Here is a 14,041-nt window from a genome sequence, read left to right on the forward strand (position 1 = left end):
GGCTGCAATCTCGTTTGAGATTGCGTCCCCGGATCAGGCGTAGTCGAACGCTGCACTAACGATGATCTCGACCTTGTCACCGACAATCGGATACTTCGCGCTGACACCGAACTCCGTCCGACTGATCGTCGCAGCGGCTTCAAATCCGATGGTCGGGGCTCCCGTGAAGGGGCTCTTCCCCGATCCAATAAAATCGACACCGAAGACGACTCGCTTGGTGACGCCGTGCAACGTGAAATCGCCTTCGAATATGGCGTGGTTATCACTCACCATCTTGAGCCCGCGTCCAACCAACGGGAACCTGTCGGCATCGAACCATTCTTCCCCTCTCAATTCCTCGTCGAGATGCCCGCTATTCGTCCTTACTTGAGCGGTCGGCACTCTAACTTGGAGCGCGGTCTTTTCAGGGAACTCGGGGTCGATCTCGAGCCAGCCCATCGGCCCCAGAAACTCTCCCCAATAATTGCTGACACCAAAATGTCGGACTTTGAAAAGAACGCGGGTATGCATCGGATCCACCACATAGCGTCCCGCGACAATTTTCCGGGGTGCAGTCTCGATGGTCAGTGTCTGCTGCAATTCGTCGGCCAAGAGTTACATCCTTTCGAGCTTCAGATGCTTGGGGCGGCGGCACTGCCTGCGGCCAAGCGATCTCGAAAGTTAATCAGCAGTTCGCTGATTGCGTCAGCCAAACAATGGTTTGCGTTGACGCCTATCTGAATGTGCCCTCGATCAGATCCGACACCGGTTTGCCGTCGCCGGCCAGCGCTCCCAGAATGTCATCGTACAAGCTTGGGGAATTGAGCTGCTCCGTTAGCTGTCGAAGCATTTGCGGCTGCGTCTCGAAATGTTCGAGCGACGGACGATCGTTCACGCCGAGAACCGGTTTGCTCCCGCGATGCAATCGCGCGGAGACGCACGCGGCCGGTTGCCCGACCGCATGCGCACTGCGTTATTATGCGAGGCCTGCCTTGTCGAGGCCGAACGCCTTGTCGGCAGAGCCGGGAACCGCGCGGAACGCAACGCTGGCGCGGTTCCAGCTGTTGATGACCATGATCTGGAACGTCAGATCGGAGATTTCCTTCTCGGAGAGCTGACCGCGGACGCGTTCGTAGAGGTCGTCGGGAATACCGCCTTCGGGCAGCTTGGTGACCGCTTCAGTCCATGCCAGCGCGGCACGCTCGCGCGGGCTGAAGAGCGTGGACTCGCGCCAGGCAGCGAGGTGGTAGAGGCGCAATTCGCGCTCGCCGTGGATCTTGGCTTCCTTCGAGTGCATGTCGAGGCAGAATGCGCATCCGTTGATCTGGGAGGCACGAATGTCGACCAGGTCGATGATGGATTGCTCGATGGAGCCGTTCTTCACTTCCATGCTGAAGCCCATGAGGCTCTTGAAAAGCTCGGGGGAGAGCTGAGCGTAGTTGATCCGCTGTGTCATCGTTTTCTTCCACTTTGAGATTCGTTGAGTGCCCTCACGACCACTACTAGGTCTGCGGGCCACACCAATCGTGGGACACGGCGCGGGATCGGGATAGCTATACACGCGTTGGGGTTACGCCTGCAGAGTGTTCCCGGCGGGACGAAGCGCGCCGCCGGGAACACTCGATTTCAGGCCGCGATAAGCTCGGTTGTCGGCCCGAAAAACTCATAGTGTATTCTGTCCGGACGAATGCCTTCCTTGAGCAGGCCCGGGACCAGCGCGGACAGGAACGGCTTCGGGCCGCAGATGTAGAAGTCCGCCGCATCAAATGGGGTATTCTCCTTCAGCCATGAAACGCTGACGAAGCCGTCGTGATCATGGGAAAGTCCTTCCGCATCGTCCGCCGTGGGCTCGCTATAGAACGTCTTCACGGTCGCGCGGCCATGATTGCTCGCCAACTTGCGAACGTGACGGTCCATGGCGTGGGTTTGGCTATTGAGCGCACCATGCACGAAATGCGTCTCCAGCTCGGGATATTCCGATGAAATCGCCTCCAGGATGCTTACCATCGGCGTCAACCCAACGCCGCCCGACAGAAGTACCACGGGCCTTGTTGGTTCCTCAGGCAGATAGAAATCCCCCGCAGGAGGGGTAACTTCGAGAACTGCGCCCACATCCATCTGATCATGGAGATATTTCGACGCCCCCTGCCCGTTCGTCTCGCGCTTTACCGAGATTCGATACGTCTCGTTGTTAGGAGCGCTCGATATCGAATAGTTGCGCTTCACTGTTTCGCCCGGAGCAAGCGGAAGCCGGACTGTCAGGTATTGTCCGGGCTTTTGCCGCACGACCGGCCGACCATCCTCGGGCCGGAGGATAAATGAGGTGACCACGCTGCTTTCCCTGATCTTCGCCTCGATCCTGAACGGACGCCAACCGGTCCATCCACCAGTCTGGGCTTCGAGCTGGGTTCGGATTTCCAGCTCCCTCTCTTTCAGGATATCCGCCAAGAACCAATACGCCTCGCCCCAGGCGTCGAGGAGTTCGGGCGTAGCCGCTTCGCCCAATACGTCCGCGATAGCCGTCAGGAGTGCCTTGGCGACAAACGGATAATGCTCGGGCAGTATGTGATAGCCGATGTGTTTGTGGGCGATCCGCTCAACCACAGGGACGAGGGCTCCAAGGTTTTCGATGTTCTGCGCGTAGGCCAATATGGCGCCCGCGAGCGCTTTTACCTGGGAGCCGCCTTCGCCCTGATTTGCGTGATTGAAAAGTTCGCGAATGTGATCATCCTGGAACAGGATCGAATACATGCGGCGGGTGATGTCCGACCCGTGAGCCGCGATGGCGGGGACGCTCAGTTTGACGAGCTCAATCGTCCGTGGTGACAGGGGCTTAGGCATGGATCTTCCTTTCGTTCAAATGAACCAGCGAGGCTGGGTTTCGGTCGTAAAATTCGAAGGTGAGCGCGACCGGACCTACGATCTCAAAACGGTGCGGCGTGTCGGGAGGGACCACGGTCGCCGTTCCGGCTTCGATCAATAGAGTTTTGGAGTGGGCGCCTTCGAGGTACTGGATTTCGCCCGTACGAACACGGACGATTGCCCAGGTCTCCTGATCAAGACGGTGCTCATGATGAAGTACGGGCGGCAGGCTCTGATCCGTGAACTCGCACGACGTTCTGTATGGCCGAAGATGCGAGACCGGGGACATTTCATCGAATGTTGTGAACATCGCCATGCGGAACCGACCAGCGATCCTCGCAGCCTTGGCCTGCAGCAGGGAGGCATCGGCGGAGGAGAGCAGCTCATCTGTCGTCGCCCTCCACAGCGTGAGCCAACGCTCGAACATCTCGGGCTTGAAGCGATCGATATGAACCAGGTGCATTGCCAGCGGGTTTCCCTTGTACTGCCCGGTCATCAACGTCACCGATGACCAGAATTCGCTCAGCCGCACCAAGTGCTCATCCCAATCTTCAACGACCGAAAAGACCGGCCCGAGTTCCTCGTCAACGCGGACGCGATCGTAAAACCGTCGCACCACCTGTCCGATTTGTTGCTGGTCGAGACCTTCCACTAGCCCGCTCCTAAACATTCATCTCAGATGCATGTATATCCGGAATGGAAAACATGCTATTTAAATGCATGTTTTAGGCTTGGTCTTTTTGACGCAGGAACCGTGATGCGCCTCACCCGCTACACAGACTACGCGATACGCGTTTTGATTTTTCTGGGAGCAAGAGAAGGTGAGATATGCTCGATCCGCTCTATCGCCAGCGCTTTCTCGATCTCCCAAAACCACCTGATGAAGGTAGTGCAGGACCTTGCCGCCGCCGGGTTCGTCGAGACGGTTCGGGGGCGCAACGGGGGATTAAGACTGTCGCGCGAAGCTCCGGACATCAATCTGGGCGCCCTACTCCGGCATACCGAGGGCCTCACGGACTTGCTGGAATGCCCAACTTGCATGGTCAGAAGCGGCTGCGGAATGCCCAGCATTCTATCCGAAGCGACGGCCGCATTTGTCGGAGTTTTCGACAAGTACACCGTCGCCGATCTTGTTCGTCGCAGGGAACTGCTTCGCTCGCTGCTTGCGGCGTGAGCGTCGCGCCCGACGATACCCAACAATAAGGTTGCAACCGCAACATTGCCGGCCTGCGACACTCAAGATCACTAACAGCTAAACACCTGTTTTATATGAATATTATCTTACATCTCGTCGTTTTCGACGGCGGATTTCGCGTCCGCAATTTCCAGCCAGACGCAAGCTCGCGTTCATAGCCATTGAGTGCGCAACGGGGAATTGCACTCCCGGCAGGCTGGGTCGAAGATGTGATCAAGCCCTAGCGTGGTCCGACGTCCGGCTTAGCGCCGCGTCCGAATGTCCGCCATTCACAAAGGCATATTGGAAAGGTTAGTCTCATGATTTCCGCGATAGCGCTGGCACGCAGTTACTCCACACGGCTCGCACTTGGTGTCCTTCAAAACAATTCGACCACGGAAACGAACACCAGCCCTACTTCAAAACTTCTCACCTCTCTGGGCTTCGACAACAGCGGGTCGACCCGGCTTAATTCCAAGACGCTGGCAGCAATCCTTCAGGCTCTGCAAAATCAGGGTGATGAAGCCGGCGGCGAGACGCAGCAGCACACGACGGGATCGATCGGCTCGAAGGATTTCATGACGAAACTCAAGGTGCGGCTTGGTGACAGCAGCAGCGAGCCGATGAGTTACGTCAACAACCAAGAAATGCTCAAAGCGCTGAAAGATGGAACGCTCACGGTCACAAATCCGGCAACCGGCGAAACCGTAAGCGCCTATGAGCCGAATAGCACAAACCACGCCTCCAAACCTGAGAAAGGAGACCCGAAGGCCTGGAACAAGTTCCTGGACGAACACCTGAAGCGCGACGCAAAAGGCAACTTTGTAAAATCGGCAGATGGGTCCTATATCGACGCAAAAACCGGGCAGAACGCCTACTTCGAGAAAGTTGACGGCAGCTATTACTACTTCACGTGGCCAGGAAAAATGTCGGCAGACGTGTAGCCAACGGGCGTGGTGAACGGCCGTATTAGCAGCCGATGCAATTCAGGTAGACCAACGCAATAGAACGTTGGTTTACCTTCGTTTGGTGGGGGCGATTCATGTAAAATGTATGAATGTCGCCGATCCATCCAGTAGCACCATCCGATCTGACGACCGAAGCGGACCTCGCATTCGCCGCCTCGGTCGCAGCTGGCATACTTAGCGATGCTCCTGTCGTAGTCGAGAAACTCCATTCCGAAGCTGACCGAGTTTGGTATCGAGTAAGCGACCGGAGCGGCCAAGCCGTGCTCGTTCTAGCTGCCGGCAGTGACCTCTCGGGAAGATGGGCCGAATTGCTTACCCGCGAGCTCGATCTCCTGAGCGGTTTTGTGCAAAACCCGGCCATACTCCATCCGCTCGACGTGAGTACAGGTGCGCAGCGGATCGGAGTTGCCATCCAAGACCCGGGCGGCGTTCCCCTAGCTGGTGTCTTTCGAACTCCCGAATGGGACCGTCGCTTCTTCTCCGTCGAACGAAAACTCGAATTGGCTTGCCATGTCGCCAAGGCATTGCGGCTCGTCCACGAGAGCGGATTGATCCATGGCGACGTAAGACCCGAGAACTGTTTTCTGAAGACGTCTGGCGAGATTGCCGTGACAGGCTTCGGCCGTGCCGGCCGGGTTCATCCTGGTGCTGCCTGCTTGCCGGCACTCCCAATGGGAACGCCAGCCTACATGTCTCCTGAAGAAACCGGACGGACCAATCGCCAACCTGATCAACGCAGCGATCTCTACAGCCTTGGTGTAACGCTTTTCGAGTTGTTGACAAATACATTGCCCTTCGCAGCCTCGGATCCGCTGGAGTGGGCGCATCGCCACCTGACCGCCCGCCCTCCAAAGCCCAGCGTGAGGTCGGATGGGTTGCCGGAGCAGGTGGACGCTATCCTGCTCAAGTTGCTCGAAAAGGATCCGGACCACCGATATCAGTCTGCCCGGGCAGTGGAGAGCGATCTTCGGCGCTGCCTGGTCGAATGGTCCGCAGAAGGAAAGGTTGACCGCTTTCCGGTTGCCCGTGGCGACCTGTTCAGACACTCGGGTCACGAGGCAACATTGTACGGACGCGATATCGCCCGGCAGCTTCTCCTGAACTCGGCCGAGCGCGTAGCAGCATGTGGAGACAGCGAACTCGTTCTCGTGACGGGGCAGGCAGGCATCGGCAAATCGTCTCTCATCGCCGGTATTCAGCAGACCCTTGTCGGCCGGGGGTTCCTTTTCGCCGAAGGCAAATTCGACCAGAATAGATGGGACACCCCCTATGCAACAATTGTTCAGGCATTTCGCGGGCTAGTCCGACAACTGCTGGCGAAAGATGAGCCATCGCTTGATGAATGGCGGGCAAACTTCGTCAGGGCCCTGGGGGACAATGCCGGGTCGATAATCGATCTTATCCCCGAGCTTGCGCACGTCATCGGACACCATCCGGCCGTGATAGCCGCCGAACTCACAAATGCCGCCGTCCGTTTCAAATGCCTCTTCAAGGCCTTCTTGAGCGTCTTTGCAACCGCAGAGCATCCGCTCGTGATATTCGTCGACGATCTGCAGTGGCTTGATCCCGCCACTCTCGATCTGATTCACGTCCTCGCGACCGAGGATCAGTTAAGTCACACGCTGATCATCATCGCGTACCGCGATGATGAGATCGACTCGACGCACTCTCTCGCCACCGTCTTGCCCAGTGTTAGGCAAATGCCTCGGCGGGTTACCGAAATCAGGCTTGAGCGATTGTTGCCGACCGACCTGGAGCGCTTGTTGGCGAATGTCTTCTCCTGCTCTCCGGATCGCGTAGCAATGTTGGCTGCTATCGTTGGCGAGAAGACTGGCGGGAATCCGTTTTTTGCCCTGCAGTTTATTCGGAAACTCGCCGCCGACGGAGTTCTAACCTTCCATCCTGAAACCTCCGAATGGCATTGGAACGATGAGGAAGTCACAGGCCAAAACGTTACACAGAACGTTGCCCAGCTACTTTCGCTTCAATTGGATGGGCTACCCGAAAACACGAAGACCGCACTGGGAATTCTGTCCCTGTTGGGCAACACGACCGTCACTGACACAGCTGCGCTCGCTCTCGGAATCTCCATAGACGAACTTGGGCCGATACTACGTCCGGCTACCGAAGCCGGCATGGCACGAATATCCTCCAGTTCAATTTCGTTCATTCACGACGAAATCCAGAAGGCGGCATACCTCTCGATAGGCGGCAGCGAGCGCATCGGGGAGCACCTGAGGATCGGACGACTGCTACTCGCCAAGACCGACGGGAACTTCGACGAGAAGATCTATGAGATCGCAGGGCATTTCGACAAAGCCCTCGGCTCCATTTCGAACAACGAGCGCTTAGGCGTTGCCAACGTCTTTCTCGCCGCAGGGGAGAGAGCGAAGTTGGCAAGCGCCTTTACATCCGCGCAGTCATACTTCGAAAAAGGGCTATCCATTCTGGATACCAACGCGGAGCAGATGCGTGCTCTATCGTTTAGATTGGGTTTGGGCCTTGCAGAGTGCGACATAGTCACAGGAGACCTCTCCTCCGCTGAGGAGCGTCTTGCCTCGCTAATGGAAGGGACGATTGGCTTCGCGGACCGCGCGGCGGTGATATGCCTGACAGTGCTGCTGTTCTTCACTACCGGACGAAACGTGGAGGCTGTGGAAACTGGAGTTGGCTTTCTGTTGGATGCGGGTATTGCCTGGCCGCTCCAGCCGAACCACGCTGATGTTGTCAGCGAGTTCGAGGAACTTCATCGGCAGCTACTCGAGCGTCCGATCGAGGAGCTTGCCGACTCTCCCGAGATGACCGACCAACACATCATGTCTTGCATGGCGGTCATGACCGAGGTCTTCCCAGCGGCCTATGCAGTTGATCGTCGGCTGATGGAATTCCTGTTGTTGCGAATGACCGTCCTTAGCCTACAACACGGCTTGTGCGACAGTTCCAGTGTTGCTTTTTCGGCATTGAACATGGCGCTCGGTGTTCAATTCGGTGACTACGCAACGGCGTACAAGTTCGGCGAACTGTCGCGAAGGCTCGTGGATCAGGGCCGAGCCGGCAGATATAAAGCGCGCGTCTATTCCCTCTTCGCAGGCTTCGCGGTTCCCTGGATCAAACCACTGTCGTACAGTGCCCCGCTTACGGAGGAGGCTTTTCGTATAAGCACGGCGACGGGTGATCTCGCCTTCGCCGCCTACAACGCTCGAAACCACATCACGCACGAAATAATGTCGGGCAAACCGCTCAGCGAGGTCCAAGAACGGGCGGAAAACGCCCTTGCTTTCGCCCGCACAGTTGAGCTTGGCCTGCCGCACGAGAATTTCTTCAGCCAAGCACGCTTCATAAGGAAGCTGCGGGGGATCGCAGCCGACGGAAGTGCAGATGTCGATGATTGGGCGATCAGGCAGGTCGAGCCTCAGCCTGGTGCTGCGATGATGGTCTGTTATCACTGGGTTTTCCGCCTGGTCGAACACTACTTGACGGAAGACTTTACTGCCGCGCGGGAAGCCGCCTCCCACGTCGAGCCGATCAAATGGGCCATGCGATCTTCGATCGAGGAAGCCGAGTTTGAATTTTACGCTGGCCTCAACGCTTCTGCATTGGCAGTTCGTGATGTGATCCCCGCCGGCCGCCGCGAACAGCACCTCGAGGAACTGCATAGGCGCCACACGCGGCTGGCGACATGGGCAAACGGATGCGAGGAAACCTTCGCTTGCCGGGAAGCGTTGCTCGCAGCCGAGATTGCTCAGTTGGAAGGTAGAGGCGCGGAGGCTCAATCACTCTACGAAAAGGCCATCCGAACCGCCAGGGCGAACGGATTTCTCCAGGTGGAAGCAATCGCCAGCGAGCTGGCGGGACGCTTCTATGTCACACATGGATTGGACATCCCGGCCGAAGCCTATCTCAGGCGCGCGAGGGAGGCCTTCTCTAGGTGGGGCGCGGTTGCGAAGGCGAGGCTGCTAGACTTCCGCTTTATCAACCTGACCGATCGCGCATCACTGCCGCAATCACATGCGTCTCTGACGTTACCCGTTGCGTCGCTGGATATTGATGCCGTTGGCAAGGCATCCCGCGTGCTGTCGAGCGAGACTGTGCTCGCCGGCCTCATCGAAAAGCTGATGAAGCTCGCCGTGCAACATTCCGGTGCCGAGCGCGGTGTCTTGATGCTCCTGTCAGGCACCGAGCTTTATATAGAAGCAACAGCGGCGACACGGGAGTCCGAGATAGACGTGAGACAGGACCGGAGGCGACCTACGGCATCCGAACTTCCAGCGTCCGTTCTCCAATATGTCCTGCGCACGCAGTCTCCCCTAGCTTTGCATGACGTGGCGGCAGGAATCTTCGACCCCGCTGACGAATACTTCCAGGCGAACCAACCACGATCGATCCTATGCGTGCCGGTATTCAATGCGACAGACCTGATTGGTCTGCTGTATGTCGAGAATAACGTCGTCTCCGATGTCTTCTCTGAAGATCGCACATCAGTCCTGGGCTTCCTCGCCTCGCAGGCGGGCATATGGCTTGGCAACGCAAGACTCTATTCCGAACTTCAACGAAGTGAGGCTTGGCTGCGCGAAGCGCAACGTCTGAGCCGCACAGGTAGCTTTTACTGGAGCAACGAGTTGGACAAACTCGAATGCTCCGAGGAAATCTATCGCATATGCCGCCTCCCCCAGGATCACGTCTTGACCATTGGTGGACTGGGAGCCCTCGTCCAACCTGCGGAGCGGCCAGATTTCCTCCAACTCGTCGACGGCGCTCGCGATTTCGGCGCTGACATCGATCGTCAGTTCAAATTGCAATTGCACGACGGCAGCACGCGCGATGTCCGTTTGGTGACGCGCAGCGGCTATGACGCCAATGGCAGCCGTCGGCATCTCGGCTCGCTGCAGGATGTCAGCGAAATGCAACGAACGCAAGACGTGCTTGCGCGTATCAGCGCGGAACTCGCCCATGTTTCGCGCACCGCCACACTTGGCGTGCTCGCTGCATCGATCGCGCACGAGGTCAGCCAGCCGTTGTTGGGCGTGGTGGCAAACGCAGAAACCTGCCAGATCATGCTCAACTCCGACCCACCCGACCTTGATGGCGCACGGCGAACCGCGGCACGCAGCCTCAGGGACGGGAATCGCGCGGCCGAGACCATCAGGCGTCTCCGTAGCCTGTTCGGCAGCACGACGCCCGCCATCGAATCTTTCGACTTGAATGACGTGATACGCGAGGTTCTGACGCTCGCCGGCAACGAGCTTCAAGCGAATGACACACTGGTGCACACATCGTTTAAACGAGGATTGCCATCAGCTTCTGGAGACAGAGTACAGGTTCAGCAGGTCGTGCTGAACATTCTGCTAAATGCGGTCGATGCCGTTCAGGGATTGCCCGGAGGCAGGCGGTCCATCAGCATCTCCACCAGACCTTACGGCGACGATGAGGTGCGGATCGACATCACCGACAACGGATGCGGTATCGACGCTGACGACAGCGAACGTCTGTTCGAAGCGTTCTATACAACGAAATCGAATGGCATGGGCGTCGGACTCTCGGTAAGCAAAGCGATCGTTGACAGCGTCGGAGGGCAAATCTGGGCGGCGGCAAATTCAGGAGGCGGCGCGACCTTTTCTTTTACCCTCAAACGTGCCAGCAGTTCGGGTGACAAGCAAAGCAATTCTGAAGCAAACGCATCGCGGCCAGATCGCAACTCCTGAATGGGGACGTTATCGACATGCACTCCCCGCCAACAATCGCGATCATCGACGACGATCAATCGGTGCGAGAGTCATTGATCGATCTTCTCGAGGTACTAGGCTTTTCGCCGACGTCCTACGCATCCGCATTTGAATTTCTTGCTTCGTCGTCACTGTCGCAGACGGATTGCTTGCTGCTCGACATATCGATGCCTGGAATGAACGGCGTCGAACTCAATGCAGAACTGACGAGCCGGTCGATCAACATCCCGGTGGTGTTCATGACGGGTCACGCGCAGGAAACGATGATCTCGGAGGCGAGATCGGCGGGGGCCTGTCTCTTCAAACCGTTTGCGGGTCGGGAACTGAAGGCCGCCATCGAGGCCGCCATCACTTAGCAGCCTGCGGCACGCCCGACGGTTCCGCTTCTGGCTCGGGCACAACCGCACCAAACGGCAGGGTAAAGATAAACGCCGCTCCTGTAGGTTCGGACGCCTCCGCCCAGAGCCGACCGCCATGGGCCTCGACGATCGACTTGCAGATGGCGAGTCCCATACCCATCCCGTCAGCCTTCGTCGTGAAGAAAGGTTCAAAGACCCGGTCGGTAGAGACTAGGCCGGGCCCATTGTCACGGACCGCTATCTGGATTGCAGCGCCCTCCCGTCTGGCATCGATCGAGAGCCTTGCCCGGCTCGTTCCGTGATACCCGGCTTCCAGACCGTTTCTCATGAGGTTGACGAGGACCTGCTGAATCTGCACGCGATCGAGTGCGATGCTCGGCAAATCGGGCTCGATCGTCACGTCCAGGCGTACATCTCTGCGAATAGCGTCTTCCGCAAGCAGTTCGCGCGCCAATCCCACCACCTGCTTGATAGAGCTAGGCTGCTTGGCATCGTTGCTGTGCTTGAACAGCGCACGTACTCGGTTGAAGACATCCATTGTCGTTTCTGCACTTCGCATGACCCGTTCCAGAGCCTTGAGCGCGCGCTCGACATTTGGCGGATCTGCGGAAAGCCAACGGTGGCTTGCATCCGAACTGGAAACGACTGCGGCCAAAGGCTGCCCAACCTCGTGAGCGATCGAAGCGGTCAACTCGGCCAGGCTTGCTGCCTGGCTCGCGCGCGCAAGGTTGCGCTGGGCGAGACCAAGTTGCTCCTGATCTCGGACCCAGTCATCGATATCGACGCAGACGCCGTTCCATTGGATTATAGCGCCGTCGGTGTTTCGCATCGCGGCGGTACGGGTTTCGACCCAACGATATTCACCGTCGTATCGCCTTAGCCGATGCTTCATTACGTAGGGTTCGCCAGTGCGCAAAGAATAACCATAACGCTGTCGCACAGCATCGAGGTCGTCGGGATGAATGATCGCATCGAGCGTTCCCTCAAGGCGCGACCCGCCAAGACCATCCTTGTCCTCAATCCCGAAACCGAGGAACTCCTGTAGCTTCCGCGAACGATAAATCGGCTTGCCGTCCGTCGTTGCGCAATAAATCATCGTCGGAAGAGTCTCGACCAGCTCTTTCAGGGATCGCTCGTTCTCCCTCAGAGCTTCCTGAACCGCCATCTCGTCGTCTACGTCTATCGACAGGCCAAACCATTCGGTTATATGCCCGGCCTCGTCACGGAGGGGCTCGAACCTGCCATCAGTCCAACGATATCCACCATCCGGTATCTTCCTGCGATATCGAATGGAAAACGCCCTTCCGCCTTCGACGTCACGCAATGAGGCCTCGACCGACCCAACGTCTTCCGGATGCACGTATTCCAGTGCCGTCTTCGCAAACTCTGAAAGGTTGACCGTGGACAGTCCAAGTTCGTCCAAATACCGCCTGCTGACGTAGAGCAATTCACCCTCGGGCGTCCAGCTGCAAACATGCACTGGCAACGCGTCGATCAGCTGTTGAAGATGCCACTCGCTCCGTTTGAGGGCCTCCTCGGCCCGAACTTGATCGTCGATGTCCAAACAAAGCCCGTTCCATTGAACCAGGCGGCCATTTCGATCATGAAGAGCAGCAGCCCGGCTCGACATCCATCGATAGACACCGTCGTGCCGGCGCAGGCGGTACTGAGAGGAGAAGCCCTGCTCGTTGGAAAGTGATTGGGCGAGTTCGGCGCTGAACCTCTGTTGGTCTTCAGGGTGGACAGCAAGCCGGATCATGGCCTCAAGACGAGTACCATCCGCTGAATCTAATTCACCTACATCCATGCCGAGAAACTCGACCATTGGCTTGTTGAAAAACGTCGGCTCTCCGTCAGGCTGTAGCCTCCACAGATTGCTTGGAACGAAATTCACTATCTCGAGCAATTCCTGCTCGCGGTCACGAAGGGCATCGACGGTCTTGCGATGGACGTCGATATCGATAGATGTACCGTACCACCCGGTGATTTTACCGTCCGCGCTCCGGGCCGCACGTGCGGCGGTTCTTGCCCAAGCAAATCCGGTTTTACGCTTGATGCGGAACTCCGAATTGAACGGCTCGCCAGTATCTAGCGAGTGCTGCCAGGCGGCTGCGACCCTGTCATATTCCTCGGGGTGAAGAAGCCGTTTCCAGGCAATACCACCGTCAGCGCGAGACGCATTCAGTTCTTCGGGCGTAACCCCAAGCGTGGATTGCGCGAAAATCGGAAGGTATATCCAATTGCCCTCGGGACCGAACGCCCAACCGTTTCCAAAGAGATTCTCGATGGTCCTAGCTGCCGCGATGGCATCGGAATGCGGCTTGCCGAAATCCATCGGATCCAAATCCCGCTGCGCCATTGTGGGCGCGAGTGGCGGTATGTGCAGGCTGGACTTCATATGAGGCTCGGCCCGCAGCTCTGACCATCCGGATTCTCCGTCGGCCTGAGTGGACCTAAAGCGAAGGACTTGCGCCACGTCAGTCCAGAATGCCCGAGACTCTGCAAAGGCCATCGCCCGTTGCTCCGAGGCGTCAAGTTGTGAATTCTCGTTCGCCGAGGCCTGGCGGGGATCCCGCCTGCGACCGATCTCTGCGTCTAACGGACGCACGGCTATGGGAATCAGCGCCGATGCGAGAACGGTACAAAGCGATGCTCCGAGAAACAGAACTGCATCGAGAGCGGTTGGTTGGCGGCCAACCACCAGCAGTGTCAAGAGCGCACAAACGAACGCGGTGAGAATGCCCAACTGGACAAGGTGAAGTGTTCGACCTCGAACGCTCAGAAGGATCGTTGCAACGGCGGGGACAAAACCCAGCATCGTTTCAGACAGAAACAGGGTGATTGCGCCGACCAACAAAGCCACGGTGCTAGCCGCGGCTATACGCTGCCAACGGGTAAGCCCGACTAAGTCGTTCGCCGATGGCGGACTACGTTCTTGCATTGCCTCGTCACGCTTAGCTGAAGCGAAATTCCGCC

General features: G+C 57.7%; 9 protein-coding genes. 4 read left to right on the plus strand and 5 right to left on the minus strand.

Features of this window, described 5'->3' with window-relative positions:
• Window positions 1-33 precede the first annotated feature (33 nt).
• The 4 genes from ASE04_RS15850 to ASE04_RS30130 form a co-directional block, all read right to left on the minus strand.
• Window positions 34-591, minus strand: a complete 558-nt coding sequence (locus ASE04_RS15850; RefSeq protein WP_156408808.1) for a YceI family protein — start codon at window positions 589-591, stop codon at window positions 34-36.
• A 364-nt stretch (window positions 592-955) separates the two neighbouring features.
• A complete protein-coding gene (locus tag ASE04_RS15865; RefSeq protein ID WP_056818875.1) occupies window positions 956-1,435 on the minus strand; it encodes a carboxymuconolactone decarboxylase family protein in 480 nt (159 codons plus the stop codon).
• A 170-nt stretch (window positions 1,436-1,605) separates the two neighbouring features.
• Window positions 1,606-2,820, minus strand: coding sequence for an NO-inducible flavohemoprotein (gene hmpA, locus ASE04_RS15870; RefSeq protein WP_056818877.1), 1,215 nt, complete (start codon window positions 2,818-2,820; stop codon window positions 1,606-1,608).
• Window positions 2,813-3,493 (minus strand): DUF1971 domain-containing protein, encoded by a 681-nt coding sequence (locus ASE04_RS30130; RefSeq protein WP_200960732.1) that lies wholly within the window; start codon window positions 3,491-3,493, stop codon window positions 2,813-2,815. The genes hmpA and ASE04_RS30130 overlap by 8 nt, the downstream gene beginning before the upstream one ends.
• A 105-nt stretch (window positions 3,494-3,598) precedes the next feature.
• On the opposite strand from ASE04_RS30130, the gene ASE04_RS15880 reads away from it, so the two are divergent.
• From ASE04_RS15880 to ASE04_RS15895, 4 genes are all read left to right on the plus strand, one after another.
• The gene (locus ASE04_RS15880) at window positions 3,599-4,015 is read left to right on the plus strand and encodes an RrF2 family transcriptional regulator (RefSeq protein ID WP_056818879.1); all 417 of its coding nucleotides are present in this window, start codon (window positions 3,599-3,601) and stop codon (window positions 4,013-4,015) included.
• Window positions 4,016-4,335: 320 nt separating this feature from the next.
• On the plus strand, window positions 4,336-4,959 hold the full coding sequence (locus tag ASE04_RS15885) for a hypothetical protein (protein ID WP_056818881.1): 624 nt from the start codon (window positions 4,336-4,338) through the stop codon (window positions 4,957-4,959).
• A gap of 113 nt (window positions 4,960-5,072) precedes the next feature.
• Window positions 5,073-10,685 carry a trifunctional serine/threonine-protein kinase/ATP-binding protein/sensor histidine kinase gene (locus ASE04_RS15890; protein WP_056818883.1) on the plus strand — a complete coding sequence of 1,871 codons (5,613 nt, stop codon included), beginning with the start codon at window positions 5,073-5,075 and terminating at the stop codon, window positions 10,683-10,685.
• A gap of 17 nt (window positions 10,686-10,702) precedes the next feature.
• Window positions 10,703-11,062 carry a response regulator gene (locus tag ASE04_RS15895; protein WP_056818885.1) on the plus strand — a complete coding sequence of 120 codons (360 nt, stop codon included), beginning with the start codon at window positions 10,703-10,705 and terminating at the stop codon, window positions 11,060-11,062.
• Here the strand turns inward: ASE04_RS15895 and ASE04_RS15900 are convergent.
• Window positions 11,055-13,463 carry a PAS domain-containing protein gene (locus ASE04_RS15900; protein ID WP_244490425.1) on the minus strand — a complete coding sequence of 803 codons (2,409 nt, stop codon included), beginning with the start codon at window positions 13,461-13,463 and terminating at the stop codon, window positions 11,055-11,057. The genes ASE04_RS15895 and ASE04_RS15900 overlap by 8 nt on opposite strands.
• Window positions 13,464-14,041 lie beyond the last annotated feature (578 nt).

It is taken from the genome of Rhizobium sp. Root708 (genome assembly GCF_001429725.1).
In the GTDB taxonomy this organism is placed as follows: domain Bacteria; phylum Pseudomonadota; class Alphaproteobacteria; order Rhizobiales; family Rhizobiaceae; genus Rhizobium.

Bases quoted from the DNA above. Each gene is read 5' to 3' on its own strand.
- ASE04_RS15890 (WP_056818883.1), top strand. From the start codon at position 5,073: ATGTCGCCGATCCATCCAGTAGCACCATCCGATCTGACGACCGAAGCG.
- ASE04_RS15885 (WP_056818881.1), top strand. From the start codon at position 4,336: ATGATTTCCGCGATAGCGCTGGCACGCAGTTACTCCACACGGCTCGCA.
- ASE04_RS15865 (WP_056818875.1), bottom strand. From the start codon at position 1,435: ATGACACAGCGGATCAACTACGCTCAGCTCTCCCCCGAGCTTTTCAAG.
- ASE04_RS15895 (WP_056818885.1), top strand. From the start codon at position 10,703: ATGCACTCCCCGCCAACAATCGCGATCATCGACGACGATCAATCGGTG.
- ASE04_RS15880 (WP_056818879.1), top strand. From the start codon at position 3,599: ATGCGCCTCACCCGCTACACAGACTACGCGATACGCGTTTTGATTTTT.
- ASE04_RS15900 (WP_244490425.1), bottom strand. From the start codon at position 13,463: ATGAAGTCCAGCCTGCACATACCGCCACTCGCGCCCACAATGGCGCAG.
- hmpA (WP_056818877.1), bottom strand. From the start codon at position 2,820: ATGCCTAAGCCCCTGTCACCACGGACGATTGAGCTCGTCAAACTGAGC.